The 25964-nt window shown below is 69.4% G+C and carries 28 protein-coding genes; 15 read left to right on the top strand and 13 right to left on the bottom strand.

The annotated features are described in order from the left end of the window. Nucleotides 1-25: 25 nt before the first annotated feature. The gene (locus LKD76_RS07220; protein ID WP_227980231.1) at nt 26-943 is read right to left on the bottom strand and encodes a DMT family transporter; all 918 of its coding nucleotides are present in this window, start codon (nt 941-943) and stop codon (nt 26-28) included. 98 nt (nt 944-1041) lie between these two features. Then, the gene (locus LKD76_RS07215; RefSeq protein WP_227980230.1) at nt 1042-2061 is read right to left on the bottom strand and encodes a glycine betaine ABC transporter substrate-binding protein; all 1020 of its coding nucleotides are present in this window, start codon (nt 2059-2061) and stop codon (nt 1042-1044) included. A gap of 221 nt (nt 2062-2282) precedes the next feature. On the opposite strand from LKD76_RS07215, the gene LKD76_RS07210 reads away from it, so the two are divergent. Next, nucleotides 2283-2705, top strand: a complete 423-nt coding sequence (locus LKD76_RS07210) for a CBS domain-containing protein (protein WP_227985133.1) — start codon at nt 2283-2285, stop codon at nt 2703-2705. Between the two features lie 62 nt (nt 2706-2767). On the opposite strand, the gene LKD76_RS07205 is transcribed toward LKD76_RS07210, so the two are convergent. After that, nucleotides 2768-2956, bottom strand: coding sequence for a hypothetical protein (locus LKD76_RS07205; RefSeq protein WP_227980228.1), 189 nt, complete (start codon nt 2954-2956; stop codon nt 2768-2770). A gap of 141 nt (nt 2957-3097) precedes the next feature. On the opposite strand from LKD76_RS07205, the gene LKD76_RS07200 reads away from it, so the two are divergent. From LKD76_RS07200 to LKD76_RS07190, 3 genes are all read left to right on the top strand, one after another. Next, nucleotides 3098-3772 carry a response regulator transcription factor gene (locus LKD76_RS07200; RefSeq protein ID WP_227980226.1) on the top strand — a complete coding sequence of 225 codons (675 nt, stop codon included), beginning with the start codon at nt 3098-3100 and terminating at the stop codon, nt 3770-3772. Beyond that, nucleotides 3769-5187, top strand: a complete 1419-nt coding sequence (locus LKD76_RS07195) for a sensor histidine kinase (protein WP_227980225.1) — start codon at nt 3769-3771, stop codon at nt 5185-5187. Before LKD76_RS07200 ends, LKD76_RS07195 begins: the two co-directional genes overlap by 4 nt. 108 nt (nt 5188-5295) lie before the next feature. Next, nucleotides 5296-5625 carry a hemophore-related protein gene (locus LKD76_RS07190; RefSeq protein ID WP_227980223.1) on the top strand — a complete coding sequence of 110 codons (330 nt, stop codon included), beginning with the start codon at nt 5296-5298 and terminating at the stop codon, nt 5623-5625. 72 nt (nt 5626-5697) lie between these two features. On the opposite strand, the gene LKD76_RS07185 is transcribed toward LKD76_RS07190, so the two are convergent. The 4 genes from LKD76_RS07185 to LKD76_RS07170 form a co-directional block, all read right to left on the bottom strand. Next, entirely contained in the window at nt 5698-6909 is a 1212-nt protein-coding gene (locus LKD76_RS07185; protein ID WP_227985132.1) for an NAD(P)-dependent malic enzyme, read from the bottom strand. A gap of 588 nt (nt 6910-7497) precedes the next feature. Further along, entirely contained in the window at nt 7498-9048 is a 1551-nt protein-coding gene (locus tag LKD76_RS07180; RefSeq protein ID WP_227980222.1) for an FAD-dependent oxidoreductase, read from the bottom strand. A 92-nt stretch (nt 9049-9140) separates the two neighbouring features. Further along, nucleotides 9141-9401 (bottom strand): hypothetical protein, encoded by a 261-nt coding sequence (locus LKD76_RS07175; RefSeq protein ID WP_308188507.1) that lies wholly within the window; start codon nt 9399-9401, stop codon nt 9141-9143. 2 nt (nt 9402-9403) lie between these two features. Continuing rightward, the gene (locus LKD76_RS07170; protein WP_227980220.1) at nt 9404-10258 is read right to left on the bottom strand and encodes a PHP domain-containing protein; all 855 of its coding nucleotides are present in this window, start codon (nt 10256-10258) and stop codon (nt 9404-9406) included. A 118-nt stretch (nt 10259-10376) separates the two neighbouring features. Here LKD76_RS07170 and LKD76_RS07165 point away from each other — a divergent pair, with 118 nt between their 5' ends. Next, a complete protein-coding gene (locus LKD76_RS07165) occupies nt 10377-11459 on the top strand; it encodes a magnesium and cobalt transport protein CorA (RefSeq protein WP_227980219.1) in 1083 nt (360 codons plus the stop codon). Between the two features lie 3 nt (nt 11460-11462). Here the strand turns inward: LKD76_RS07165 and LKD76_RS07160 are convergent, their stop codons facing one another. The 3 genes from LKD76_RS07160 to LKD76_RS07150 are packed head-to-tail and all read right to left on the bottom strand — an operon-like array spanning nt 11463 to nt 13583. Continuing rightward, nucleotides 11463-12062, bottom strand: a complete 600-nt coding sequence (locus tag LKD76_RS07160) for a suppressor of fused domain protein (protein WP_227980218.1) — start codon at nt 12060-12062, stop codon at nt 11463-11465. 20 nt (nt 12063-12082) lie between these two features. Then, on the bottom strand, nt 12083-12574 hold the full coding sequence (locus LKD76_RS07155) for a YflT domain-containing protein (protein ID WP_227980217.1): 492 nt from the start codon (nt 12572-12574) through the stop codon (nt 12083-12085). 49 nt (nt 12575-12623) lie between these two features. Then, nucleotides 12624-13583 (bottom strand): MerR family transcriptional regulator, encoded by a 960-nt coding sequence (locus LKD76_RS07150; RefSeq protein ID WP_227980215.1) that lies wholly within the window; start codon nt 13581-13583, stop codon nt 12624-12626. 72 nt (nt 13584-13655) lie between these two features. Here LKD76_RS07150 and LKD76_RS07145 point away from each other — a divergent pair, with 72 nt between their 5' ends. Then, nucleotides 13656-14294: a maleylpyruvate isomerase family mycothiol-dependent enzyme gene (locus LKD76_RS07145; protein WP_227980214.1), complete on the top strand. Its 639-nt coding sequence runs from the start codon at nt 13656-13658 to the stop codon at nt 14292-14294. A gap of 24 nt (nt 14295-14318) precedes the next feature. On the opposite strand, the gene LKD76_RS07140 is transcribed toward LKD76_RS07145, so the two are convergent. Then, complete coding sequence (locus LKD76_RS07140) at nt 14319-15263, bottom strand: HpcH/HpaI aldolase/citrate lyase family protein (protein ID WP_227980213.1); 945 nt, start codon at nt 15261-15263, stop codon at nt 14319-14321. A 50-nt stretch (nt 15264-15313) separates the two neighbouring features. Here LKD76_RS07140 and LKD76_RS07135 point away from each other — a divergent pair, with 50 nt between their 5' ends. From LKD76_RS07135 to LKD76_RS07095, 9 genes are all read left to right on the top strand, one after another. Then, nucleotides 15314-16651, top strand: coding sequence for a magnesium transporter MgtE N-terminal domain-containing protein (locus LKD76_RS07135; protein WP_227980211.1), 1338 nt, complete (start codon nt 15314-15316; stop codon nt 16649-16651). Then, the gene (locus LKD76_RS07130) at nt 16648-17259 is read left to right on the top strand and encodes a DUF1003 domain-containing protein (protein WP_227980209.1); all 612 of its coding nucleotides are present in this window, start codon (nt 16648-16650) and stop codon (nt 17257-17259) included. The genes LKD76_RS07135 and LKD76_RS07130 overlap by 4 nt, the downstream gene beginning before the upstream one ends. Before the next feature lie 328 nt (nt 17260-17587). Further along, the gene (locus tag LKD76_RS07125) at nt 17588-18877 is read left to right on the top strand and encodes a lytic transglycosylase domain-containing protein (RefSeq protein WP_227980207.1); all 1290 of its coding nucleotides are present in this window, start codon (nt 17588-17590) and stop codon (nt 18875-18877) included. Nucleotides 18878-19026: 149 nt separating this feature from the next. Further along, nucleotides 19027-19863 carry a lytic transglycosylase domain-containing protein gene (locus LKD76_RS07120; RefSeq protein WP_227980206.1) on the top strand — a complete coding sequence of 279 codons (837 nt, stop codon included), beginning with the start codon at nt 19027-19029 and terminating at the stop codon, nt 19861-19863. A 228-nt stretch (nt 19864-20091) separates the two neighbouring features. Beyond that, the gene (locus tag LKD76_RS07115; RefSeq protein ID WP_227980205.1) at nt 20092-21228 is read left to right on the top strand and encodes an Mrp/NBP35 family ATP-binding protein; all 1137 of its coding nucleotides are present in this window, start codon (nt 20092-20094) and stop codon (nt 21226-21228) included. Between the two features lie 187 nt (nt 21229-21415). Beyond that, the gene (locus LKD76_RS32285; protein WP_372465760.1) at nt 21416-22288 is read left to right on the top strand and encodes a DivIVA domain-containing protein; all 873 of its coding nucleotides are present in this window, start codon (nt 21416-21418) and stop codon (nt 22286-22288) included. After that, nucleotides 22285-22857 carry a DNA-3-methyladenine glycosylase I gene (locus tag LKD76_RS07105; RefSeq protein WP_227980203.1) on the top strand — a complete coding sequence of 191 codons (573 nt, stop codon included), beginning with the start codon at nt 22285-22287 and terminating at the stop codon, nt 22855-22857. Before LKD76_RS32285 ends, LKD76_RS07105 begins: the two co-directional genes overlap by 4 nt. Before the next feature lie 179 nt (nt 22858-23036). Further along, nucleotides 23037-23204, top strand: coding sequence for a DUF3117 domain-containing protein (locus LKD76_RS07100; protein WP_064902036.1), 168 nt, complete (start codon nt 23037-23039; stop codon nt 23202-23204). 140 nt (nt 23205-23344) lie between these two features. Beyond that, nucleotides 23345-24193 carry a putative RNA methyltransferase gene (locus LKD76_RS07095; protein WP_227980201.1) on the top strand — a complete coding sequence of 283 codons (849 nt, stop codon included), beginning with the start codon at nt 23345-23347 and terminating at the stop codon, nt 24191-24193. A gap of 26 nt (nt 24194-24219) precedes the next feature. Here LKD76_RS07095 and LKD76_RS07090 read toward each other — a convergent pair whose 3' ends face one another. Both LKD76_RS07090 and glgA read right to left on the bottom strand, forming a co-directional pair. After that, nucleotides 24220-24360, bottom strand: a complete 141-nt coding sequence (locus LKD76_RS07090; RefSeq protein WP_227980199.1) for a hypothetical protein — start codon at nt 24358-24360, stop codon at nt 24220-24222. Nucleotides 24361-24803: 443 nt separating this feature from the next. Continuing rightward, nucleotides 24804-25961 (bottom strand): glycogen synthase, encoded by a 1158-nt coding sequence (gene glgA, locus LKD76_RS07085; protein ID WP_227985131.1) that lies wholly within the window; start codon nt 25959-25961, stop codon nt 24804-24806. Nucleotides 25962-25964: the final 3 nt, after the last annotated feature.

Genomic DNA, 25964 nt, shown 5'->3' with positions numbered 1-25964 from the left:
TCATAACACATGCGTCGCAACCCTTTTACGACATCAGGCTTGGCGATTCATCGGTTATCTCCTCGTTACCGGCATAGAACGCGCGCGCCAGCGGCGAGTGCGCGAGCCCGCCGATGCCCGCGGCGATCAGCGCGCCGGCCACCGCCACCGCCGCGAGGGAACCGGGATCGTGGGGTACGGCCACGCGGAAGGCCAACACACCGACCACATAGCTGACGATGGGGTTGGTGACGCTCATGGCCGCGATCGCCCACGGCAACGGCCCCGCGGCGAAGGCGGTCTGCTCCAGCAGCAGCCCGCTGAGCGTGGAGACCGCCAGCAGATATCCGGGCCAGTCCGCCGCGGTGGCCGGGATGCCACGATGCAGCAGATCCTCGGTGGTCAGTTTCATGAACACCGCACTCATGGCGAAACAGACGCCGGCCGCCACCGCCACCAGATTGGCCGCCACCCAGATCGGGCAGCGAATACTGATCAGGGCCAGCAGGGCCACCAGCCCGGCCGCGGAGAACGTGGCCAGCAGCACCCGGCCCCGGTCGGGCTCACCCGACAGCGGCGCCACGCCGCCGATACCGAACAGCACCGCCAGTCCGGCACAGACCAGCAGGGCGAAGCAGATATCGCGGCCGCGCGGCCGGCGCCTGCGGCCGAAGGCCTCGAGCGGGACCGCGAACAACAGCTGGGTCGACATCAACGGCTGAACCGCGGCCACCGACCCCAGATGCAAGGCCGCCGCCTGGGTCAGGAAACCCGCCAGATTCGTCAGCCAGCCGCGCAACCAGGTACCGCTGCGCAGCAGGCGCTGCATCAGGGTGGTCATACCGAAGACCCGGGCCGCCCGGGGTTGCTCGGCGACCACGGTGCGCGCCGCGCGCTGCTGCAGATATCCGGCCGCGGCGAACAAGAATGCGGCCAGCACTCCCAACGCGATGACCAGGACCATGCGGACCCCCACTCAGGTGATCTATTCGCACTGTACGCCCGAATTCCCAGAGAACCTGATCATGAACGACGGCCGCGGGCCGGATGCGGCCGGGGTGGTCAGAGCGCGTGCTCGTCCAACCAGGCCCGCGCCACCTCGGCAGCCGGTGCGTGTTCGTCGCGGACCCGGCGCACCAGATCCGCGAAGTCGGCCGCGGTGAGCTCACCGGCGACATAGTTGAGTTTCTCGAGTTGCCGACGGTCCAGCGCGCCCTGACGCAGCAGGGGGATCACGTTCTGGGCACGGAAGGCGTAATACGGATCGGCCACCACCGCCAGATCGCCGGGGCCGCCCGGCAGCAGCGCGACCGCCGAGGTGAACACACCGGCGTCGATCTGTCCCTCGCGCAGGGCCTTTCGCAGGTCCGAATCACTGGCGAAGGTGATGTGGCGGACGATGTCGCAGCCGTAGACCTCGTGCAGCGGTGTCAGTACATCGCGTTGTGGATCCGGCGCGATGCGCAGCGGGTCCAATTCGTGGCCGGTCGCGATGCCGACCGACAGTTCGGCACAGTGCGGGGCCAGCGCGGTCGCGTCGACCGGGAAGCGTGCGGCCGCGGACGGTGCGAGCGCCAGCTGGGGACGCAGATCGGTGGCATCGGCGAGGTCGGAGATCGCCAGGCCCTCCGGCACCGCCCGGCTGAGATCCTCGGCGACCGAATCGACCCGTGTCGCGTCGGAACCACCCGGCGCGGCGGCCTCGGTGGGCGGGGTGGACGGGGTGCGGTCGTCGGCGATCTTCGCCGCGACCGCTCGATCCGGCGCGCTCGCCCGGGACGACGAATCGAAGGCGCGGAGCAGATCGCCACTGGTGTCACCCACCACGGTCACCGTGCCCGCGTCCAGCGCGGCCAGGTAGTCGGCGCGCTGGCCGAGATGTTCGCGGGTGACCGCGCGCGTGCCCGCGCGGGCGAGCGCCTGAGCGTAGATCTGGGCGATGATCCGCGACTGCGCGGAATCGCCGGCGCCCACGGTGAGCGTGGGCTCTGCGTCCGCGCTCGAACATGCCACCGCCAGCGCCACGGCGGTCACGGCGATCATCACACCGGCCGTCGCTCGCACCGATCCGGCCAGTCCCATCCGGCGACACCCACTCCCGATAGTCAGCAACAACCACGTCCGGCGGCCGGGACGGGCCCGGCACAGGAATCGTAGGTGCCGCCGCGGGATACCGGGATACCCGCACCCGGTCCCGGAGCAGTGGGCGCAGCGCCATTGACCTCACCTGTGATGTGGATCACGATTGAAGCGGCCGTAAGTCCGGGCTCACTGCAACTGACAGGAGGTTCGCCGTGGAGGTAATGAAGGCCCGCGACATCATGCATCTCGATGCGACGTGTATCCCGGCCGACGAAACCCTCGACCGTGCCGCACAACTGATGCGGAATATGGATGTCGGCGCGCTGCCGATCTGCAACGACGATCGGCTCATCGGCATGCTCACCGACCGCGACATCGTGGTCGGCTGCATCGCCGAGGGCCACGACCCGAGCCGGGTGCGCGCGGGCGATCTGGCGCAGGGCACCCCCCACTGGATCGACGCCGACGCCGCCGTCACCGATGTTCTCGACCTGATGGAGAGCCACCGGATCAAACGCCTGCCGGTGATCGACACCCGCGCCGGTAAACGACTGGTCGGGATGATCTGCGAATCGGATCTGGCCCGCAACATCAGCGACGAACAGCTGGCTCGCTTCGTCGCCTCGGTGGCCGTGCCACACTGACCTCGCACAAGGGACGAATCGGACCTGCCCGAAGTGACCGGACAGGTCCGATTCGCGCCGCCTCAGCCCTCGATGCCGCGCGTGCCCGCCTCCCCGTACGGATTGCCCTCCCGCGGTCGCGATCGCTCGTTCGCGCGCCGCAGTGACGCGACCTCACGAGCCACCTGCCGGGCCCGCTTGCCGACCTCCGGAGGGTTGTCACCCCGATGACGACGCCTCGACATCCGTTCGATGAATCGTCGAATTCCCAAGTGCACCACACCTTTCGGATGTTCGAGTCGATATGACTCTACCGCTGACCACCGACAGATTCCGGCGTGCGAAGCGAGCGCGAAGCAGACTCTCGAGCGGCTTTCAGCCAGGTCTCAGCCGGGGCGGCGAATAATGTGCGGGTGCAGCCCGGACGCATCCTCCTGATCGAAGACGCCGACGCCATTCGCACGGCGATCGCGGCGGCCGTGCACACCGCCGGGCACGAGGTGCTGGCGCGCGAGCACGGCGAACGACTCGAGGCCGACCTGGAACAGTTCCGCCCCGATGTCGTAGTGCTCGATGTGATGCTGCCCGGCCGCGACGGCTTCGGACTGCTCGAGGTGGTGCGGGCGCGCAGCGGGGCGGGCGTGGTCATGGTGACCGCCCGCGACGGGGTGGCGGACCGGGTTCGCGGCTTGCGTTCCGGCTCCGACGATTACGTGGTGAAACCCTTCGATCTGGCCGAGCTGGTGGCCCGCATCGAGGCGCTGCTGCGCCGGATGGGCCGGCTGCACGACCGCATCACGATCGCCGATCTCGTCGTCGAGACCGACTCCGGCACCGTGCGGCGCGGCAGTGCGCCGATCACCCTGACCGCGACGGAGTTCAAACTGCTCAGCTATCTGGCCGCACATCGCGATCGAGTGGTCACCAAGACCCAGATCCTCACCGCCGTATGGGGTTACGAGGACTACGACCCGAATCTGGTCGAGGTGTACGTCAGCGCGGTGCGACGCAAACTGGAGGAGCACGGGCCCCGCCTGCTGCACACCGTGCGCGGTCTGGGCTACGCGCTGCGAGCGAGCCGGCCGTGACGACCGACGGCCCGGACCACACCCCGCGACCACGGCGACTACCGACCGTCTCGCTGCGCCGCCGGGTGGTTCTCACCGCCGTCGCGGTGTCCGGACTGGCGTTGATCGCGGTGGCGCTGGCCGTACACAGCCTGTTCGGTGTCGTGGTGGCGCGCAGCGCCGATACCGTCCTGACCGATCGCGCCCAGCTGGCACGCCGGCTCGCCGTACAGGACACCTCGCCCGCCGAGCTGATCATGCGCGTGGACAACCGCTCGGTGCGCGCCCGGCTGGTCCTGGCCGACGGCAGCGTCTACGGCAGTCTGCCGTCCGGACACCCCTCCGACAACGGTGTCCGGACCCGGACCGTGACCCTCGCCGGAACCGGGCAGCTCGAGCGGGCCCGGCTCACCCTGCAGGCCGACACCCCGCTCCCGGCGAAACTGCGAGCCCGGCTGGGTCGCGTGCTGATCGGAACCACCGCGGCCGCGATCGTGATGATCACCGCCGCACTGTGGTTCGGTTTGCGGCAGGCGCTGGCACCGCTGGACTCGATGACCCGCCTGGCCGGCGATATCGCCCGCGGCGGGCGCGGTCGGCGGCTCTCCCCCGCCCGCACCGATACCGAATTGGGTCGCACCGCAGCGGCATTCGATGACATGCTCGACGCGCTCGAGGGAGCGGAAGCCCGCGCCCGGGCCTCCGAGCAACAGATGCGCGCCTTCGTCGGCGATGCCGCGCACGAGTTGCGCACGCCCATCGCGGGTATCAAGGCGATGGCGGAGGCGGTCCTGCACCAGCCCGCCGATACCGATCCCGAACAGCGCGAGCGAATGTACCTGCTACTGGTCCGCGAAGCCCACCGGGCCGGGCGGCTGGTCGAGGATTTGCTCGATATGGCGCGCATCGATGCCGGGCTGACGCTGCACCGCGAACCGGCCGACCTCTACGAGCTCGCGCGGTCTCAGCTGGATCGGATGCGAATCCTGCACCCGGACATCGAATTCCGGCTCACCGGCCGACCGGTGCCGGCCGAGGTCGACCCGGAGCGGATCGGGCAGATCCTGGTGAATCTGCTGAGCAACGCGTGCGCCGCGGTGACCGGCGGGGCGACGATCGGCATCGCGGTCGGCGAGGGCGTCGACGTCACCGGCGCGCCCCGCGCCGAGATCCGCGTCAGCGATACCGGCCCGGGAGTCCCCGCCCCCGACCGCGACCGCATCTTCGACCGCCTGGTGCGGCTGGACGCGGGCCGCGACCGCCGCCGCGACGGCGCCGGTATGGGTCTGGCGATCGCCCGCGGCATCGCCCGCGCCCATGGCGGCGAGCTGCGCTGCGTTGCGCCGCCGCCGGGTCACTCGGGGGCGGTGTTCGAACTGGTCGTGCCGACGGGCCCGATATCGGCGACCATTGTGCGGCACGTCGGTCCCACCTGAGGATCGGCTGAAGATCACCCGCCGCCACTCGGTGTCTTCAGGCTCCTATCAGATTCGCGGCGCAGATTCGGCATTCGACAACGTCCCGTCACGAATGGAGTTACCGGTATGAAGCGAACCGTCGCCGCCCTGCTGGCCGGCACCGCCGGCATCGCCGCCCTGGCCCTCGCCGTCCCAGGCGTCGCCTCGGCCGATGCGCCGCAGTGCAATCCGCAGGCACGCGCCCAGGTGCAGGCCCAGACCGCTCCGCAGGTCGCGTCGTACCTCGCGGCGCATCCGGATCTGGCCGCCGAGCTGGCCAAGGTCAAAGGGATGCCGAAGGATCAGCGCAAGGCCGAAATGCAGGCCTACCGGCAGGGCCACCAGCAGGAGCTGAAGGATTTCCGCTCGGTGCGCCAGCCGATGATCGACTACCGCATGTCCTGCCACACGAGGTGATCCACCGGATATGCCGAGGGCGCCCCGTTCCGATGAACGGGGCGCCCTCGGCGCAGGAGTGTGAAGTCGCTGTCAGGCAACGCCTTCGGCCCGGGCGGCCGCGGCCACGGCCTCGGCGACGGCCGGGGCGACACGCGGGTCCAGCGGGCTCGGGATGATCTTGTCGGGCGCGAGCTCGTCGGCGACCACTCCGAAGATGGCGTTGGCGGCCGCGACCTTCATCCCCTCGGTGATCCGGCGCGCACCGGCATCCAGCGCGCCCTTGAACACGCCTGGGAAGGCGAGCACGTTGTTGATCTGGTTCGGGAAATCGCTGCGGCCGGTGGCCACGATCGCGGCGTAGCGGTGCGCCACCTCGGGGTGGATCTCCGGGTCCGGGTTCGACATCGCGAACACGATCGACTCGGGTGCCATCGACGCGATCAGGTCCTCGGCGATGGTGCCGGCCGACAGGCCCAGGAACACATCGGCCCCCGACAGCGCCTCGGCGGCGCCACCGGTGATCCCGCGCGGGTTGGTGCGCTGGGCCAGATCCGCCTTGACCTCGTTCAGGTCACCGCGATCCCGGCTGACGATGCCCTTGGAGTCGAGCACCACCACATCGGAGACTCCCGCGGCCAGCAGGATGTTCGTGCACGCCACACCGGCGGCACCGGCGCCGGACACGACGACCTTCAGATCGGCGGTGTCCCGGCCCTGCACCTTGGCCGCGCCGTTGAGCGCGGCGAGCACCACGATCGCGGTGCCGTGCTGATCGTCGTGCATGACCGGGCAGTCCAGCGCCTCGACGACCCGCTTCTCGATCTCGAAGCAGCGCGGGGCGGAGATGTCCTCGAGGTTCACCGCACCGAAGCTCGGGCGCAGGCGGACCAGGGTCTCCACGATCTCGTCGACATCCTTGGTGTCGAGCACGATCGGAATCGAATCCAGGCCGGCGAACTTCTTGAACAGCGCGGCCTTGCCCTCCATCACCGGCAGCGAGGCGCGCGGTCCGATATCGCCGAGGCCGAGCACCGCGGTGCCGTCGCTGACCACGACCACCAGCCGGTCGGTCCAGGTGTACCGCTTGGCGAGCGCCTCGTCCTTGTGGATCGCGCGGCTCACCTGCGCGACGCCGGGGGTGTAGGCGATCGACAGATCACGCTGGGTCTCCAGCGGCGCGGACAATTCCACCGAAAGCTTGCCACCGAGATGGCCGGCGAAAATTTCCTCGTGAGTGATAGCGGAAAGGTCGGTCGTATCGGTTTCACGGCTCGCTGTAGTGGCATTCGGTGCGTCAGTCACAGATGACACGATTTCACTCCTGCTCGGTCCGGGCTGAACCGGCTCACGGTTACCGCCGGGTATGCGTATAAAAGGTATTCACTATTCGAACGACGTGCGCCGACCAGGCGTTCACGGGCCGCGCAATACGTCCGGTAATTACATCGCGCGGCGAGCCGTCCCGAGTACAACGACAACGAGTCGGCTGCGCATCGTGACGGCGAACCATCCGCTGCAACAGGCGAACACGTTCACATTCTTTGTAGGGCTCGTGCACAATCCGTCGAGCGAGAACCGGACGGGTGGTCCGGGCAAGGCTGCGGGGTGATCCGCGGATCGGAGCCGTGCGTCACGACCCGAAGCTCACCAACCGTCCCGGACCGGGCGGTGGCGTCGGCCGGGGATCCGCAACATTCTGCCAGTAGGGACGGATAGTTGCCAAATCCCTCTGTTCGGAGCCTGCTGGGGACCGGATGCGCGCTGCCATCTCCCGAGGGTAGGGCGTCCGAATTACCTGCGCGTAAGGGGAAACTCGCCCGCGCGATCCAGTGGCGGTGAACAGTCCGGCCGAGGCCGCCCCCGCGGCTGTGAGATCGCGCTCGCCGCTGGTCAGGCCGGTCGCACCCAGACCTGGCTCACCCCGCCGGTGAGCAACCGCCGACACCAGTCCTGGGTCGCGCCGGGATGGTCGGTGCGCCGGTGCACCCCACGGGTCTCGGTTCGCGCCAGCGCGCTGTATTTCGTCCAGCGGGCCACCGCCAGCAGGGCGGCGGCCTGCCGCGCCCGCACCCGATCGGCGCCGATGCCGCCGAGCTCGCACTCGGTGACCGGCCAGATCGCATCCAGTTCGGCGATGCTGTCGCGCAGACTGCCCGCGCTGCGCCAATAGCTGCGGCGCATCGGCAGCGTATGTTCCTGCACCAGCCCGACCACCGCGCGTGCGTCGATTCCGGAGCGCGGATTCAGTCCGGCGCCCGGAAGCGGCCGGGCCCGGCCCACTCGGCCGCGCTGACGAGCGAAGCGCTCCGCTCCCGATCCGGCCCACATCCCCGACGAGATCGCCCAGCCGCCGCCGTGTCCGCCGAAGCCGCCGACCGCGCCCGTGACCGGTTCCCTGGTCGCGATGTCGCCGGCCGCGTAGAGCCCGGGAACTGTTGTCGCACAATCGAATCCAACGAGGCGAAGCCCACCCGAACCGCGCACCGTACCCTCCAGGACCGCGCGCAGCCGCACCCGGCCGGACGGATCCGCTCGATGATCCGGGATACCCGGCACAGCCGTGGTGCCGGCCGGAACCACCGCCCTCGGACCCAGCCGCACCGCCGATCCGCGCATCGGATCGGCATAGATCCGCCGCCCCTGCGCCAATGCCGTCAGTGCGGCCGAGCGCACGGTGAACTCGTCCCCTTCCAGCAGCGCCCCGGATTCGTCGAACAGCGCGCCGAATCGCACATCCCGCGGATCGGCCGCCGACGCCAGGCTGTAGGCCCCGGAGAATTCCATCCCCGATAGCTCACCACCGGCCTCCGCCGCCATGAGCAGGCCCTCGCCGGTGGCGCCGTCGGTGCCGGCGCCGCCCGACAGGAATGCGCAGCCACCGGTCGCGAGCACGACCCCGCCCGCGCGCACGGTCCAGCTCCGGAAGCTGTCGCGCACCTGCGCACCACCTGCCCCGCACACCACGCCGTCGCTGTCGACCAGCAGATACAGCGCCTGATGATGATCGAGCACCCGCACCCCGGCCCGCAGCAGGCCACGCCGCAGCGCACCCAGATATCGGCGACCGTCCAGCCGGACCCGGGTCGACGGCCCGAGCGCGTCGCCGGCCTGCCGGTAACCCCAGCGCAGCAACGGATCGATGCGGTGATGGGTTTCGCCCAGTACCCGATCCAGCCACTCCGGATCGCCCAGACCACCGCCGTGCGAGAAGCTGTGCGCCACCACTTCGTCGCGGCCCGGTCCGGGTGGGATATCCCACAGCGCGACGGTGCCGTTCGCGGACGGCCCGCTGCGGCCACAGCGGGCCTTGTCGACGAGAATCACGCGCGCACCGGCCGCGACGGCGGTCAACGCGGACCACATACCGGCGGGCCCGCCACCGACCACCAGGACATCGGCGGTCGTCTCATCCCCCGCTGGCGGGTGCGCGGCATCGTTCACCGGGCGCCCCCGCGAATTGTGGACCGGTTACGGACGCTCACAGAGAAAAATATTCGGCCACAATTCATCCGACCGCAACCGTTACGCGGAGCTCAATTCCACCATTGCGTAACCAATAGGTAACCTGCCGCCACAAAGACGACCACCGATCCGAAAAATGCCGGAATTCCCCGACGTCTGTCGGAAAAAATCTGTGCGCCGAGGGCGAGCACCGCCAGTGCGATATGCCAACCCACACTGGTCGCGCCCGGGCCCGGAAAACCGCGCTGTGACGCCGCGATCGCCGCCCCGACGACCACCAGCGCCAGCACCACCAGTCCGGCGGCGACAGTTCCGCTCAACGCCCGCAGCACCCTCACGAGGCGATCACCGCGACGCCACTGGCCTTCTCCACCAGCCGGTCGAATTGCGCCGGATCGGTACGGCATTCGCCGAGTCGCACCGGCTTGTCGGCACCGTGGTAGTCCGAGGAACCGGTGGTGATCAGATTCAGCTCGCGTGCCAGCTCCCGCAGTACCGCGCGATCGGCGTCGTTGTGGTCGGGGTGGTCGATCTCGAGTCCGCCCAGACCGTGCCCGGCCAGCTCGCGAATATCGTCGAGCGCCAGCAGCCGGCCCCGGGTGCGCGCCCGGGCGTGGGCGACCACCGTCACCCCGCCGGCCGCCGCGACCATCTCCACGGCCTGCCGCAGCGGCGTATCGGCCTTCTCCGCGTAGTAGCGGCCCCGCGGGGCCAGCAGATCGGTGAATGCCGCGCCGACCGTCGGCACCACACCGGCATCGACCAGTGCCCGCGCCAGATGCGGCCGTCCGGCCGCGGGACCGGCCGCCGCGACGACCGCGTCCGGATCGATCGGCAATCCGTCGTCGGCCATCCGCTGCGCCATCGCCCGCACCCGGGCCACGCGCTCACCGCGCAGCCGCTCACGCTCCGCGGCGAAAGCGCCGTCGTCGGGATCGAAGAGGTACGCGAGCAGATGCACCGGTACCGGCCAGCCGTCCTCGCCCATCCCCACACACGACATCTCCATGCCGCGCACCAGCCGTAATCCGCTCGGGAGCGCGTCGACGGCCGCCGCCCACCCCGCCGTGGTGTCGTGATCGGTGATCGCGACGACATCCAGTCCGGCCGCGGCGGCGGCACGCATCAACTCGGCGGGGGTTTCGGTGCCGTCCGACGCGGTCGAATGGGTGTGGAGGTCGATGCGCACGCGCTCCATCTTGCCCAACCGCGGTCGTGCGGCACGCGGTCGGGGCGCGGCGGCGCGGCCGTGGTGCGGCGCACCATCTCCTGCGGGGCACCGATCTCAGCCGCTAGCATCCGGCATCGTGCCCTCGATACCTCCGTTTCCACAGTTCCGTGGCTCCGGGAGGACGCGGCGTAACCCGCGCGTCCCCCGCATTCCGGTGCCCACCGCCCGCGCCATCGTCGATTGCGGGGTCTACGTCGACGGGCGGCGTCAACCCGGACATGTCACCCCGGCGGACGGGCTGGCGCAGGTACGCAAGCAGAACAAGGGCTTCGTCTGGGTGGGTATCCACGCACCCGATGCGGATCAGATGGCCGAGGTGGCACAGATTTTCGGACTGCACGAACTGGCGGTCGAAGATGCCGTGCACGCGCATCAGCGGCCCAAGCTCGAGCGCTACGACGACACGATGTTCCTGGTGCTGCGCACGGTGAAATACCTCGAGCACGATCCGAATTCGGTCAGCGAGATCGTGCAGACGGGCGAGATCATGATCTTCGTGGGCCCGGATTTCGTCGTGACGGTCCGGCACGGCGAGCACACCGCGCTGGCCGTGGTCCGCGACCAGATGGAACAGCATCCCGATCGGCTGGCGCTGGGGCCCGGCGCGGTACTGCACGCCGTCGCCGACCATGTGGTCGACTCGTACCTGCTGGTCACCCAGTCGGTGGAAGACGATGTGGAGGCCATGGAGGAAGAGGTCTTCACGCCGCGCAGCCGCCTCACCATCGAGGCGATCTATCAGCTCAAGCGCGAGGTCGTCGAATTGCGACGGGCGGTCAATCCGCTCGCGCTGCCGCTGCAATTGCTCAGTCGCAGTACGGAATTGCCGATGCCGAAGGAGATCCGCCGATATCTGCGCGATGTCGCCGATCACCACACCGCCGTCGCGGAGCGGATCAGTGATTTCGACGAAGCGCTCAGCGCCCTGATCAACGCGGCGCTGGCGAAGGTGAGCGTCCAGCAGAACACCGATATGCGCAAGATCTCCGCCTGGGCCGCGATGGCGGCGGTGCCGACCATGATCGCCGGAATCTACGGGATGAATTTCGAGCACATGCCGGAGCTGGGGTGGACCTACGGTTACGGGCTGATATGGCTCATCATTCTGGTGATCTGCGGTGCGCTGTTCGTGGCGCTGCGACGCAACAAATGGTTGTGACGGTTACAGATTCGCCACGGATCGATCCGGATCCCGCACATCGATGCCCGCCTCCGCCCACGCTTCCCGCAATGCCCCCGCACCCCGCACCCGCACCCAGGCGGCCTCGGTCGCGGTGATCGGCGCGACGGACAGGAATCGCACCGGCTCGGCGGGTTCGGGCAGCGGCACCTCGGCGATATCGGCCGTGCCCAGCAGCGCGGCCGTGAACGGCGCGTTGCGCCACAACGGCTCTCCGAGATCGAGGAGGGCGTCGGTCTGCAACACAACACCTTCCACCGCCGGCGCGGCGATCAGCACACCGAGCCCGCGCGGTAATCCGGCCTGCACCCCCGCCCCGCCGCGCACGGTCAAGACGAGCTCCGCGCGCGGGCCGCGCAGCGGATCGGCCAGCGCCGCGGCGGGATCGGTCATCGGATGCCGGGAGCCGCCGAGGGTGACGTAGTGCACGAACTCGCCGTCGGGGATACGCAGGATTTCGATCGGCTCGAGTCCCAGGAAGGTCACCGATGCCGAATCGAAGCGGGTGGCGTCCCAGCCCGACTCGGCGCGCGGGATGCCGAAATGCGTCAGGACCGCGGCCCGCACCTGATCGAGTTCCATAGCCCTACCGTGCCAGAGCGCTACAGGGCCAGGCGAGCCAGCATGTCACGCGCCTGCTCGGCCACCTTCGGATCGCACAGCACGTCGTAGCGCCCGGCGACCAACTGCATGGTCGAGGCGAAATCGCGGGTGCCGCGGGTGGCCGCGTACGGGATGACCGCCGAGATGAGCCCGAAGATGATGCCGCCGATCAAGCCGACCACCAGCGGTCCGATCACCCCGCCGGTGGTGAACAGGCTCAGCAGCAGACCCAGGAACAAACCCAGCCAAGCGCCCGAAACCATGCCGCCGCCAATGACTTTGCCCCAGGTGAGACGGCCGAGCACGCGTTCGACCTGCATGAGGTCGACACCCACGATGGTCATGTTCTCCACCGGGAACTGATTGTCGGCCAGATAGTCGACCGCCCGCTGCGCCTCCGCATAGGTCGGATACGAGGCCACCGGCCACCCCGACGGCGGCGTCGGCAGGCCGGGCCGATTGCGATTCGTACTACCCAACGGATTGGTCATAACTCTCGCATCCTAGGTCGATATCGCCGTCGCGGCCGGATGCGGCGGTTCAGCGCCCCGCCCGCGTGTCCGATTTTACCGGCGCGGGCGAGAAACGGACATCTCGGTCCAGCGCCCGCGACAGCCAGTGCTGCGCGGCCCCGGCGGTCGTGGTGCCCAGCATGTCACCGGTGCGAGCCCAATATCGGTGGATCCGCGGATCGGTGTCACCGAGGGCGCCGCGGAGTCGCCTCCGGAATCGCGGTGTGTCGCGAACCTCACGGGCGGCGGCATGGGCGGCCACGAAGCGGTCGAGTTCCGCACCGGGGCGCGGCTCGACCTCCGCCGTCGCCGACACGCCCACGGCCGCGCATGCCTCGGCGACCCCCGCCAGCAGTTCGCGCGGGTGGACGACGGCCCGCCGGTCGCCACCCCACAGCTGGCGCGAGACCGCCGCGAACCAGCCGGGATCGGCTGCGGCGCAGACGAGGTCGGCGTAGGCGAGAACCTGCGCCGCGGTGGGATCGGCGGGTGGCGCGGGGACGTTCATCTCGACGAACCCGTCGAATTCGGTGGCCGGCATGGGAGCCAGCAGACGCCGCCATATCGCGACGAGACCGTCGCGGGCATGCGGTCCGTCCAGCACTGCGGCCAGGCGTTCGAGGCGCGCGGCGCGTAGTTCCGGTGCGGCGGTCTCGACCGCGACGAGTGCGGCGCGGCGCCAGCGCAGTGCCGTCAATTCGTTGTCGAGCGAGCGGCGTTCGGCGGCAACGGCATCGCCGATCGATACGGCCCCGCGCAGGACCTCGACGATCGCGGCCAAACCGAGTCCCAGGCCCCGCAGCCGCCGCACGAACGCCACCTGCTCCGCGGCGGTCGCCGGATCGAACAGCCGATGACCGGTGGCGCTGCGCACGGTGTCGAGGACCCCCTCGTCGCAGTAGAACCGCAGCGTGCGAACGGGAACCCCGGTCGACCGGGACAGCGCGCCGATGCCGATCAACTCGTCGCGAGGTGTGGCCTCGGTCACGTTCGCTTGCACCTCCACCCGACTGGAATTCCTACGGTACGGGAATCCGCATCCCCAGTGAGGAGTACGAACATGACCGCACCGATGGACCTCGAACAGATCTGGCAGGCGATCGTCGTGGAACGAGCCGGACTCGCGGATCTGCTGGGCTCGCTCGCCGCATCCGGCTGGGATCACCCCTCACTGTGCGACGGCTGGCGCGTGCGCGATGTCGCCGCCCATCTGATCCAGGCCACCCGACTGGATGTGCCGGCGATCGCGATGGGGCTGATTCGGGCGCGCGGCAACCTCGATCGCGCGATCCGCGACTCCGCGATCCGCTACGCCGACGCCCGCTCGACCCCGGCACTGCTCGCCGAGTTCCGCGACAGCGTCGGATCGCGTGCCGTCCCGTTCGGGACCACCCCGGCCGATCGCCTGATGGATCTGCTCCTGCACGGCCAGGACATCGCGATCCCGCTGGGCATCACACGGGAGATGCCCACCGCGGCAGCGGTATCGGCACTGCGGCGGATCTGGGAGACGGGCGCGCCCTTCCATGCCCGCAGGCGGTTCGCCGGATACCGATTGACCGCAACCGATTCCCCATGGTCGGCGGGTACCGGTCTCGCGGTCGAAGGCCCCTCGGCCGCGCTACTGCTGCTGATCAGCGGGCGGTCCGCCGCCCTCGACCGGATCACCGGCGAGGGCGCCACGCGGTTGCGGCAGTGACGGCCGGGCGCCGGCAGGTCCCGGTTATCGGCCGGGTCGGAACGTGGTGGTGCGGGCCATGCCGGCGGCGCGGCCCTTCTCCGCCACCACCTGGGCCATCTTCGCGCTGGCCTCATCGATCATCTCGTCGCCCAGCATGACCGCGCCGCGGGCGCCGCCCTCGGCCGAGGTGTGGTACGCGTAGGCGTCGAGAATCTCCTCGGCGCGGTCGTAATCGGCCTGGCGCGGGCTGAAGATCTCGTTCGCGGCCTCGATCTGGGTGGGATGCAGGACCCACTTGCCGTCGAAACCCAGTGCGGCCGTGCGCGATGCCGCCCGGCGGAAACCGTCCAGATCGCGAATCTGCAGGTACGGACCGTCGATCGCCTGCAGTCCGTGAGCGCGGGCGGTCAGCAGAATGGTCATCAGGATGTGGTGATAGGCGTCGCCGGGCTCGTAACCCTCGGGCTGTTCGCCGACCACCAGGGTGCGCATATTGATACTGGCCATGAAATCGGCCGGGCCGAAGACCAGGGTCCGCACCCGCGGGCTCGCGGTGGCGATCTCATCGATGTTGCGCAGGCCCAGCGCGTTCTCCAGCTGCGGTTCGATGCCGATGCGCCCCACTTCGAGACCGTTGGCCTTCTCCAATTGGGTCAGCAGCAGATCGAGGGCGCGTACCTGCCCGGCGTCGAGCACCTTCGGCAACAGGATCGCGTCCAGATCGCGGCCCGCTCCTTCGACCACCGAGATCACGTCGGAGTAGGTCCACTGGGTGGTCCAGTCGTTGACCCGCACCACCTTGATCTGATCACCCCAGCCCGGTGAGTTCAGCGCGGCGATGATGTTGGCGCGCGCCGCGGCCTTGGCGGGCGGAGCGACGGCGTCCTCGAGGTCCAGGAAGATCTCGTCGGCGGGCAAGCCCTTGGCCTTGTCGATCATCCGCAGATTACTGCCGGGTACGGCGAGCACCGAACGACGCGTTGACATGGGCTGCTCCTGAATCGTCTCGCGCGGCTGCACCACATAGCCTTGCACTTATGGCAGCAACGAAAGTTTTCGCCGCCAGGCTGGCGGGCCTGGTGGTACTGGGTCCGGACGGCGAGTCTATCGGCCGCCTCCGCGACGTGGTGATCTCCATCCGCTACGACCGCCAGCAACCCAGGGTGCTGGGACTGCTCGTCGAATTGCCCACGCGTAAACGCATTTTCGTGCCGATGCTGCGCGTCAACGCGATCGAGCCGAATTCGGTGAACCTCAACACCGGCACCGTGAGCTTGCGCCGTTTCGAACAGCGACCGGGCGAGATGCTGGCCCTGGCCCAGGTCCTCGACTCCAAGGTGCGCGTCGCAGACCCCGAACTGCCCGACCTCGAGGGAGTGGATGTTTTCGTCGTCGACCTGGGCATCGAACAGAGCCGCACCCGGGACTGGGTGCTGTCGCGGGTGGCGGTGCGCGGGCATCGCCGGCTGGGCCGGCGCCGCGAAGTCCACGTCGTGGAGTGGTCGGATGTGCGCGGGCTGACCCAGCACGAACTGAATCTGCCCGGTCAGGACGTCACCCAGTTGCTCGGGCAGTTCGAGGGCCTGCGCCCCGCGGATGTGGCTCATCTGCTGCGTGAACTGCCCGAGAAGCGCCGCATCGAATTGGCCCGGGCGCTGGACGACGAGCGCCTCGCCGACGTGGTGCAGGAACTTCCCGACGACGATCAGGTCGACGTACTGCAGCACCTGGGCGTGGAACGCGCGGCCGATCTGCTGGAGGCGATGGATCCCGACGACGCCGCCGACCTGCTCGGTGAACTGCCCACCGGGGAGGCCGAAGCGCTGCTGGCGCTGATGGATCCGGAGGAGTCCGAACCGGTGCGGCGACTGCTCGAGTACTCGCCCTACACCGCCGGCGGCATGATGACGCCCCGGCCGGTGGTACTCACTCCCGCCGCCACCGTCGCCGAGGCGCTGGCGCGGGTCCGCGATCCCGACCTCACCCCGGCGCTGGCGTCGATGGTGTTCGTGGTCCGCCCGCCCACCGCCACCCCGACCGGCCGTTATCTGGGCTGCGTGCACACCCAGCAGCTGCTGCGGGAACCCCCCGCGACACTGGTCGGCGGTCTGGTCGACAGCGATCTGACCCAGCTGCGTCCGGAAGCCGCCCTCACCACCGTCACCCGCTACTTCGCGACCTACAACCTGGTCTGCGGACCGGTGGTGGACGAGGAGAACCACCTGCTCGGAGCCGTCAGCGTCGACGACGTCCTGGACCATCTGCTACCCGAGGACTGGCGCGAACAGGATGAGGACGGCTCCGATTCGGCGAACGCGATCCACGCGGTCGCGGCGGCGGGCCGGGCGGCCGAAGCCGGAAAGGCACAGCAATGAGCGAGCGCAGCGAACGCGCCGGCGTGCGCACGGAGAAGGCACTTCCGCGCCAGCGCCTGGAAACCCCCGTCGAATCCCGATTCCGGTTCGAGATAGACGCCGAGGCGGTGGCTCGTGGCAGCGAGACCGTGGCCCGGTTCCTGGGCACCGGGCGCTATCTGCTGCTGCAGTCCGTCGTGGTCGTGGTCTGGATCCTGCTGAACGTGTTCGCGGTTTCGCTGCAATGGGACCCGTACCCCTTCATCCTGCTCAACCTGGCCTTCTCCACCCAGGCCGCCTATGCCGCACCGTTGATCCTGCTGGCGCAGAACCGACAGGACAACCGGGACAAGGTCGCGCTCGAGGAGGACCGCTCGCGTGCCGCGCAGACCAAGGCCGATACCGAGTTCCTGGCCCGCGAGTTGGCGGCGCTGCGGATCGCGGTCGGCGAGGTGGCCACTCGTGACTATCTGCGCCGAGAGCTCGAAGACATCAAAGATGCTCTGGCGCGGCTCCAACTACATGCGCCGCTGGACGACGAAGATGCTGTCGAGGCCGCCAAGACCAAGAAAAGTACCGATCGAAAGAGGGGTCGGGTACCGATTTCGCCTCAAATAGATGGCGGCTGACCGCAATTATCGATAACAACGTGCTGACCGACAGGTAACCTGGATCACGTTGTCCGCGGCGGCCCCGTGCTGAACAGGCCGCCCAATGACTACGAGGGGATTGGTTGTGCCGATGCGAATATCTGGACCGATTACCGTGTCGGCGCTGGTGGTTGCGGGTTTGATGGCTACCGGTTCGGCAGCGCACACCACCGCCAGAACGAGTGCGCCCAAGACGGCCGAGGCACGCCTGGCGGCAGCGAGCTCCCCCACCGACGCCGGCAACTCCGACACCGCATCAGCCGGACTGGTGCCGGCAGCGCCCGAACCTCCCCGCAAACTTCGAGCTATGGCGGCGCCCGCGAACGGGGCGCCGTTGTTCGGCGACACGGTCCCGCTGCGGGACATCGCATTGCCAGGAGGTAACGGGGCCTTCGGAATTCCGGAGATCGTGCTGGCCGCCTATCGCAATGCCGAGCTGACTCTGCAGTCGTCGGAACCGAACTGCGGTCTGAGCTGGAGCCTGTTGGCGGGTATCGGGCATATCGAGTCCAACCACGCCGGCCACGGCCGCACCGATGCCGCCGGCACCACGATCGGCACCATCTATGGTCCCTCCCTGGACGGGACCCTCCCGGGTAACGAGGTGATCAAGGCCGCCGACGGCAACTTCGTCCGGGCGGTCGGGCCGATGCAGTTCCTGCCCGGCACCTGGTCGTACTATGCCTCCGACGGTAACGGCGACGGCGTGGCGGATCCGAACAACGTCTTCGACGCGTCACTGGCCGCCGGGAAGTACCTGTGCTCGGGCGGGTTGAATCTGCGCGACCCGCAACAGGAACTGCGCGCGGTCCTGCGCTACAACAACTCGACCGCCTACGCCTCCAACGTGCTGAGTTGGGCCAACGCCTACAAGACCGGCGGCACCCCGACCCAGGTGACCATATCCCCGGATATGGTTCCGCCCGGCACCATGTCCGTCCCGCCGGCCGGACCCGACATCCTCGCGGCCAACGGCTCCATTCCGACCCCGACGGAACCGCCGTCGCAGGCCACCACGACGGTGCCGACCCCGCAGCAGCCGACCCAGGTGATGATCAATCTGCCCGGCCTGCCACCGATTCCGTGCGGAATCTTCTGCCCCCCACCGAAGCCGAATCCGTGCGATCCGGCCGCGGTCCCCGCGCCGATGCCGCAACCGGGCCGGCCCGCCGCACCGATGGAAACCCAGCGCTGGGCGCCGGGCAATCCGGTACGCCCCGTCGATCCACAGGCCGCCGACGGCAAACCGGCCGATCCGAACGCGGCGGCGAATCCGAACGCGGCGGCGAATCCCAGCATGCCGGCGAATCCCGGTGCGGCCCAGAACGATCCGAACGCACCCAAACCCGCCGCCCCCGCCTGCACCCAGCCGCAGGACCGGCCCGCCCCCGGCGCACCGGCCCAGCCGAACGGCGCGCCGGCACCGGCGCCCGCGCCCGATCAGCAGCCGGAAATGCCGTCCAAGACACCGGAACCCAGTCCGCAGGGCGCGGCGCCGGCGCCGCCCGCTCCCCCGGCCCCGCCGCAGCCGCCGGCCATCACCCTCCCGTTCGGGATCGTCGTCCCACTGCCCGCACTGCCGGCCCCGCCGAAATAGTTCCCCACCCGAAACCCCTGCTCACGCGGGGGTTTCGGGTTAAACGGGACACCCGGTCACGAAGCAGTAACGAAAAGGTCTCGGATGCGGTAATCTGGTCTCGTTGTGTCACGAAAAGCTCACAGCGAGCATTGGAGGGTCACCACATAGTGGGACGTCACCGAAAGCCGCCGGCTACGCCTGTCCGGCGCGGATCCGTTATTGCTCTGACCGGACTCGTCCCCGCGGGACTCGTCGCCGTCGGTGCCTCTGCCGCCGAGTTGAACACCGGCGAATTCGCCGCTGTGGCTCTGCCGCAACACACTCAGGACGCCGAACAGGCCGCCGACCAGCAGGATGCGCCGGATGAGATGATGCGTGCCGCAAAGCATCCCGGCCCCCCGATCGTGAGAACCGTTGCGCAGCAGGACGGCCGGGTCGCCGCCGACCTCCCGCCGGGGCCGAACGGCATGCCGGGCATCGCCTACGAGGCGTATCAGAACGCGGAGCGGATTCTGGCCCAGGAGGACCCGAACTGCCACATGCCGTGGTCGGTGCTGGCCGGTATCGGCCAGGTCGAATCACATCACGCCTACGGCAAGGCGGACTCCAAGGGCGTCGCGCTCGACCCGATCTACGGTCCGGTGCTCGACGGCAGCCTCGCGGGCAACAACGTCGTCCACGCGACCGGTGACGACCTCGACGGTGGCATGGGCAGCTTCACCCGCGCGGTGGGACCCATGCAGTTCCTGCCCGAGACCTGGCGCAAGTACGCCGGCGACGGCGACGGTGACGGCATCGCCGATCCGCAGAACCTCTTCGACGCGGCGCTCACCGCGGGCAACTACCTGTGCTCCGGCGGCCTGGACATGTCGGACCTGTCGCAGCAGTCGAAGGCGATCATGCGCTACAACAACTCGATGGCCTACGTCGCCAACGTGATGGCGTGGGAGGTCGCGTACCGCACGGGCGTCGCCCCCAAGGCCAGCGACCTGCCCCGCATCTGACCTACGCGGCGGCCTCCGTGGTAACGCAGGCTGCCGCCTCCGGCCTCGTCGCTCCGGTCGCAGTGCGCGATCAGCGACCTACGCGGAGGCCTCCGTGGTAACGCAGGCTGCCGCCTCCGGCCTCGTCGCTCCGGTCGCAGTGCCCGATCAGCGACCTACGCGGAGGCCTCCGTGGTAACGCAGGCTGCCGCCTCCGGCCTCGTCGCTCCGGTCGCTAGACTCCCCCATATGCCAGTGGTTACGGAAACGGATGTGCGGGGCGCGCTCGCAAAGGTGGACGACCCGGAGATCCGCAAGCCGATCACCGAACTCGGCATGGTCAAGAGTGTCGCCGTCCGCGACGACAGCAGTGTCCACGTCGAGATCTACCTGACGACGGCGGCCTGCCCGCTACGCACCAAGCTCACCGAAATGGTCACCAAGGCGGTCGCCGATGTGGCGGGCGTCGGCGCGGTCACCGTCGAGCTGGATGTGATGAGCGATGAGCAGCGCACCGAACTGCGCAAGCAGCTGCGCGGCGATTCGGCCGAACCGGTCATCCCGTTCGCACAGCCCGGATCGCTGACCCGGGTGTACGCCGTCGCCTCCGGTAAGGGTGGCGTCGGAAAGTCCAGTGTCACCGTCAATCTCGCCGCCGCGCTCGCCGAACGCGGCCTGTCGGTCGGCGTGCTGGACGCCGATATCTACGGCCATTCGGTACCGCGCATGCTCGGCACCGACCAACGCCCGACCCAGGTCGAGCGGATGATCATGCCTCCGATCGCCCACAACGTGAAGCTCATCTCGATCGCCATGTTCACCCAGGGCAATACGCCCGTGGTGTGGCGCGGCCCGATGCTGCACCGCGCGCTGCAGCAGTTCCTCGCCGATGTCTTCTGGGGCGACCTGGATGTGCTGCTGCTGGATCTGCCGCCCGGTACCGGCGATGTCGCGATCTCCATCGCCCAGCTGATCCCCAACGCCGAGATCCTGGTCGTGACGACTCCGCAGCCGGCGGCCGCCGAGGTCGCCGAGCGCGCCGGCGCCATCGCGCTACAGACCCGCCAGCGCATCGCCGGCGTGGTGGAGAACATGTCGTGGCTGGATCTGCCCGACGGCACCCGCATGGAGCTCTACGGTGCGGGCGGCGGCCAAGACGTCGCGGAGCGCCTCAGCCGCGCGGTCGGCGCCGATGTCCCCCTGCTCGGCCAGATCCCGATCACCCAGGAACTGCGTGAGGCCGGCGACGAGGGAACGCCGATCGTGCTGCGCGATCCGCGGAACCCCGCCGCCCAGGCATTGCAGGGCATCGCCGACAAACTCGCCGTGCGCCGCCGCGGCCTGGCCGGGATGTCACTGGGCATCGACACCACCCGGCACCTGTAGCAGGTCGGAGCCGGAAACCCCGGCCCACGGGATCGTCGCATGCGAGGGCTGCCACCGCGCCGGCCGCCCTCGATCACGTACTCCGCACGGACCGTGCCTCCCGCGGCCGGGGCCGACGGTTCGGCACGAACCCGGACCCGCACAGCTGCGAACGCCGTTGTCGGCGGCGCCCCCTATCCTCAGACCTATGCTCACGCTGCTGTTGTACGTGCTCATCGTCGGCTTGGTGGCCGCGCTGTTGTTTCTGGTGGCCAGTGCGGTGTTCGGGCGCGGGGAGGAGTTGGGGCCGCTGCCGGAGGGCACGACGGTGACGGTGCTGCCCGCGGCGGGGATTCGCGGATCCGATGTGCGGGCGCTGCGCTTCCAGCAGGTTTTCCGCGGCTACAAGGCCGGTGAGGTCGATTGGGCGCTGAGCCGGTTGGCCGCCCGCATCGACGAACTGGAAACGCAACTCGCCCAGGGATCTCCATCCACCGCGGCCTCGGATCCGGCGTCACCGGGTAGCGGCGGGATGAGCGCTCCAGGCGCTGAGATCGAGCCGCACGGCCCCGCCAACGGCACGGCCACGAATTTCAGCACCGGATTCGCGAACACGATCTCCGGCTTTCCCACCGCCCCGGGTCAGCTCGCCCCCGGATTCGGCGGCCCGCCGGCCCCGGCGGGGCCACCATTCAACGGCGGCGCCGGGTTCGTCCCGCCGACCGTCACCGGATTCGGCAGCGGCCCGGTGCCCTCGACTCCCCCGACCGACCCGACCACGGGCGGATATCCCGGCATCCCCGGAACCGGTTTCGGCGTCGCGACGCCGGGCACACCGACCACCTCGGCCTACGGCTTCCCCGGCGCCGCCCAGGCGGCGCCGGGAGTCGGCGGGCACGTCCCGCCCGGCACCGGCACCTTCCCCGCCACCCCGGGCCCCGGGCAACCGACCGCGAACACCCCCGCGGTACCCCCTGCCACCGGAGCTTCCTCCGCCGCGGCCGAGGCTTCGGGCACCGGATCGTGGGCACCGCCTCCACTACCCGGTGACCCGCCTCCGGGAACCGGAGCACCGCGGTGAGCACGGCCGCCGTCGAGGACGACGGAAAGGTGCGCTGCGGATGGTCCCAGTCGTCGCAGCTCTACCGCGATTATCACGACACCGAGTGGGGACGGCCGCTGCACGGAGACGACGCCCTGTTCGAACGTATGTGCCTGGAAGCGTTCCAGTCCGGCCTGTCGTGGATCACGATCCTGCGGAAACGCCCGGCATTCCGGGCGGCGTTCGACGGGTTCGTCATCGAGCGGGTGGCCGAATTCGGCGACGACGATGTCGAGCGACTGCTGACCGATCCCGGCATCGTGCGCAATCGCGCCAAAATCCTGGCCTGTGTCGGTAATGCCAAAGTCGCGCGAGACCTGGGTGCCGGCCTGGACGACCTGCTCTGGTCGTTCGCCCCACCAGCGCGTCCGCGGCCGCCCACCCTCGCCGACGTGCCCGCCGTCACACCCGAATCCGTAGCTCTCGCAACCGAACTCAAAAAACGGGGGTTCCGCTTCGTGGGCCCGACCACGGCCTACGCGCTGATGCAGGCCACCGGAATGGTCGATGACCATCTGGCCGATTGCTGGGTCGATCTGCGACGTTGATCGCGCGCCACGCCGGTCGGTTTTCGAACTCAGCTACCCGGCCGGATCCGTGATGAGGAAGAATAGGCGTGGTGCAGCCCACCGGACACGCTCGTCGGGTCCGGCGGCTGCCTGTTGGTGACAACACATTAGTTCCGAGAAGTGCGCAGCAGACCGCGCGGATCTGGAGGGAGCAGAGGATGGCGGCCATGAAGCCCCGCACCGGGGACGGTCCCCTCGAGGCAACCAAGGAAGGGCGTGGAATCGTCATGCGGGTTCCACTCGAGGGTGGCGGGCGTTTGGTCGTCGAGCTCACGCCGGAGGAAGCGGCAGCGCTCGGCAAAGAGCTCACCGCGGTCACCAGCTAACCGCTCGACCCAACCGAAACAACCGGTGAAGAAATTGCCGGTGAGGGCTCGTACGCAGGGATCCGGTCACCTTCGGGGGCCGGATCCCTGCTCCCCGCCCCACCCGAGCCGACCGGGCGTCCAGGTGCGTCCGCACTCGGATGAGTGATTCGGCGCCCACGGCGCTGTCCGCCGTCGCTTCCGCCGTGGCATGTCCGGAATGCCGTGGCGATATCGACGTACGAGATCGCCGTGTGGTGTGCGCGCGGGGCCACAGTTTCGATATCGCCAAACAGGGCTATGTCAGCCTGCTGACCGGCGCCGCGACGAAGATGAGTGGCGACACCGCCGACATGCTCGACGCACGCGAGCGATTTCAGTCCGCGGGTCACTTCACCCCGATCGCGCGGGCGGCGGCCGAGGCCGTGAGCGGTGACGCCACGCCCGAGGTGCTGCTCGAGATCGGCGCCGGCACCGGCTACTACCTGGCCGCGGCATTGGACGCGGTCCCGCCCGCCTACGGTATCGCCCTGGATGTCGCCAAACCGGCCGCGCGCCGGGCCGCGCGCGCACATCCACGCGCCGCCTCGATCCTCGCCGATGTCTGGCGCGGTCTCCCGATCCGCGACGGCGCCCTCGATGCGGTGCTGTCGGTTTTCGCGCCCCGCAATCCCGCCGAGGTGGCCCGGGTGTTGCGGCCGGGCGGCCGGTTCGTCGTGGTCACCCCGACTCCACGGCATCTGGGCGAGTTGATCGGCCCGCTCGGCATGGTCGGAGTGCAGGCCGATAAGGACGAACGCCTGTCGGAGGCACTGGCGGCCGATTTCACCCGCGTGGACAGCGCGGCGGTCGAGTATGCGATGCCGCTGGATCACGCGGCGGTCGCCCAGGTGGTCGGCATGGGGCCGTCGGCCCATCACGCCGCCGGCTCCCGTGACGATCTGGTCGCCGCCCTACCGGACATCGCGCCGGTCACCGCATCGGTCACGGTCACCACGTATCGCCGCTGAGCGCGATCCGGCGTCACCCGGCGATGTCATCGTGGGAAGAAGGCGCCCACCTGCTGCCGGTCGGCGTAGATGTCGATCTCGGCGATCGATCCGCCGGTCACCGTGAATGCCAGCAACACCCCGGGCTGCCCGTCGAACCGGACCAGCGCACCGGCAGCGCCGTTCACCAGTACCGGATGGACATCGGACGAAGGCCGAGCGAAAAGCACTGCGCGCGTGGCGGTATCCCCCGGGCCGTGGATCTCCCAGCGCCCGCCCGCGCCGGCATCGGCGCGACAGCACCACCTGCATCGCCAGTCCGAGCGAATCCGCCAGCAGTGCTTGTGCTTCCGGTCCCGCCGCGGGATCGGCGGTGACGACCAGCGGATCGGGCAGTGCGGCCGGGCCGGGTTGTTCGGGCCGGGCGCGCTGGGCGCGCAGCAGATCCAGGTAGGTGTGGGCGAGCGCGGTGGTGAGCCACGCGTCGAGATTGCCGACCTAGTGCGGCGGGCTGCGGCTCGCATCTGAGCGCTCGATACGCGCGCGGTGAGGTCGCGATCCTGAGTGTGATGGCGGTGCTAACCGTGGTGTCGTGGGCACTGCGACCGGCCGACCGCTGCCTGCCCGGGCGTCAGCCCTTGCGGATGCGGTCGTAGAGGTCCGTGGTGCGGCCGGCGACCTGCGCCCAACTGAATTCGGCCATGGCTCGGGCCCGGCCGGCGGCGCCGAGCCGCGCGGCCGTGGCGCTGTCGCCGGCCAGGGCGCTGACGGTGGCCGCCAGATCCCGTTCGAACTCCGCCGGCCGCTGCGGGTCGTAGTGCACCAGCCGCCCGGTCTGCCCGTCGAGGACCACCTCCGGAATACCGCCCACGTCCGAGGCGACGACCGCGGTACCGCAGGCCATCGCCTCCAGATTCACGATCCCGAGCGGTTCGTAGACGGACGGACAGATGAACACCGTTGCGGCGGCGAGAATCTGGCGTACCTGCTCGGTCGGCAACATATCGCGCACCCAGAACACACCGCCCCGGGTCGCGGCGAGTTCGCGCACCGCCCGGGCGGCCTCGGCCTCGAGCTGTGGGGTGTCGGGGGCGCCGGCGCACAGGACGAGCTGGATCTCGGGGTCGATATCGCGGGCCGCGGCGAGTAGATGCGCGACCCCCTTCTGCCGGGTGATCCGGCCGACGAAGGCCGCGATCGGGGCGTCTCGGCGGACCCGGAGTTCGTCGAGCACATCGCGGGCCTCGGGGACCGGGCCGCCCGGGAACCAGGACCGGCTGTCGATACCGTTGTGCACCACGTGGACTCGGGACGGATCCACGGTCGGGTAGGCGTCGAGCACATCGCGGCGCATCCCCTCGCTCACCGCGATCACGGCATCGGCGTTCTCCATCGCGGTGCGTTCCGACCACGAGGACAGCCGGTACCCGCCGCCGAGTTGTTCGGCCTTCCACGGCCGCCGCGGTTCCAGCGAATGCGCGGTGAGCACGTGCGGGATGCCGTAGAGCGTCGCGGCCAGATGCCCGGCCAGGCCGGTGTACCAGGTGTGGGAGTGGACGATGTCCACCGCACCGACCGCATCGGCCATGCGCAGCTGCGCCGACATCATCTGCAGCGCGGAATTGGCGGCATACAACAGGGGGTCGGGCTGATGGACGACCGCCTCGGATCGCTCGGCGCCCATACAGTGCACCGTCACGTCGCACAGCCGGCGCAACTGCGGGACCAGTTCGGTGACGTGCACCCCGGCCCCGCCGTACACCTCGGGCGGATATTCACGGGTCAGCATCGC

This window comes from Nocardia spumae (genome assembly GCF_020733635.1).
In the GTDB taxonomy this organism is placed as follows: Bacteria; Actinomycetota; Actinomycetes; order Mycobacteriales; family Mycobacteriaceae; genus Nocardia; species Nocardia spumae.
The sequence above is the reverse complement of the archived record's forward strand: the minus strand, read 5'-3'. Positions and strand labels throughout refer to the sequence as shown.

What these genes read in the sequence shown, in the direction of transcription:
- LKD76_RS07220 (WP_227980231.1), bottom strand. Translation starts at nt 943, where the DNA reads ATGGTCCTGGTCATCGCGTTGGGAGTGCTGGCCGCATTCTTGTTCGCC.
- LKD76_RS07215 (WP_227980230.1), bottom strand. Translation starts at nt 2,061, where the DNA reads ATGGGACTGGCCGGATCGGTGCGAGCGACGGCCGGTGTGATGATCGCC.
- LKD76_RS07210 (WP_227985133.1), top strand. Translation starts at nt 2,283, where the DNA reads ATGAAGGCCCGCGACATCATGCATCTCGATGCGACGTGTATCCCGGCC.
- LKD76_RS07190 (WP_227980223.1), top strand. Translation starts at nt 5,296, where the DNA reads ATGAAGCGAACCGTCGCCGCCCTGCTGGCCGGCACCGCCGGCATCGCC.
- LKD76_RS07160 (WP_227980218.1), bottom strand. Translation starts at nt 12,062, where the DNA reads ATGGAACTCGATCAGGTGCGGGCCGCGGTCCTGACGCATTTCGGCATC.
- LKD76_RS07155 (WP_227980217.1), bottom strand. Translation starts at nt 12,574, where the DNA reads ATGACCAATCCGTTGGGTAGTACGAATCGCAATCGGCCCGGCCTGCCG.
- LKD76_RS07145 (WP_227980214.1), top strand. Translation starts at nt 13,656, where the DNA reads ATGACCGCACCGATGGACCTCGAACAGATCTGGCAGGCGATCGTCGTG.
- LKD76_RS07140 (WP_227980213.1), bottom strand. Translation starts at nt 15,263, where the DNA reads ATGTCAACGCGTCGTTCGGTGCTCGCCGTACCCGGCAGTAATCTGCGG.
- LKD76_RS07135 (WP_227980211.1), top strand. Translation starts at nt 15,314, where the DNA reads ATGGCAGCAACGAAAGTTTTCGCCGCCAGGCTGGCGGGCCTGGTGGTA.
- LKD76_RS07130 (WP_227980209.1), top strand. Translation starts at nt 16,648, where the DNA reads ATGAGCGAGCGCAGCGAACGCGCCGGCGTGCGCACGGAGAAGGCACTT.
- LKD76_RS07125 (WP_227980207.1), top strand. Translation starts at nt 17,588, where the DNA reads ATGGCGGCGCCCGCGAACGGGGCGCCGTTGTTCGGCGACACGGTCCCG.
- LKD76_RS07115 (WP_227980205.1), top strand. Translation starts at nt 20,092, where the DNA reads ATGCCAGTGGTTACGGAAACGGATGTGCGGGGCGCGCTCGCAAAGGTG.
- LKD76_RS32285 (WP_372465760.1), top strand. Translation starts at nt 21,416, where the DNA reads ATGCTCACGCTGCTGTTGTACGTGCTCATCGTCGGCTTGGTGGCCGCG.
- LKD76_RS07100 (WP_064902036.1), top strand. Translation starts at nt 23,037, where the DNA reads ATGGCGGCCATGAAGCCCCGCACCGGGGACGGTCCCCTCGAGGCAACC.
- LKD76_RS07095 (WP_227980201.1), top strand. Translation starts at nt 23,345, where the DNA reads ATGAGTGATTCGGCGCCCACGGCGCTGTCCGCCGTCGCTTCCGCCGTG.
- glgA (WP_227985131.1), bottom strand. Translation starts at nt 25,961, where the DNA reads ATGCTGACCCGTGAATATCCGCCCGAGGTGTACGGCGGGGCCGGGGTG.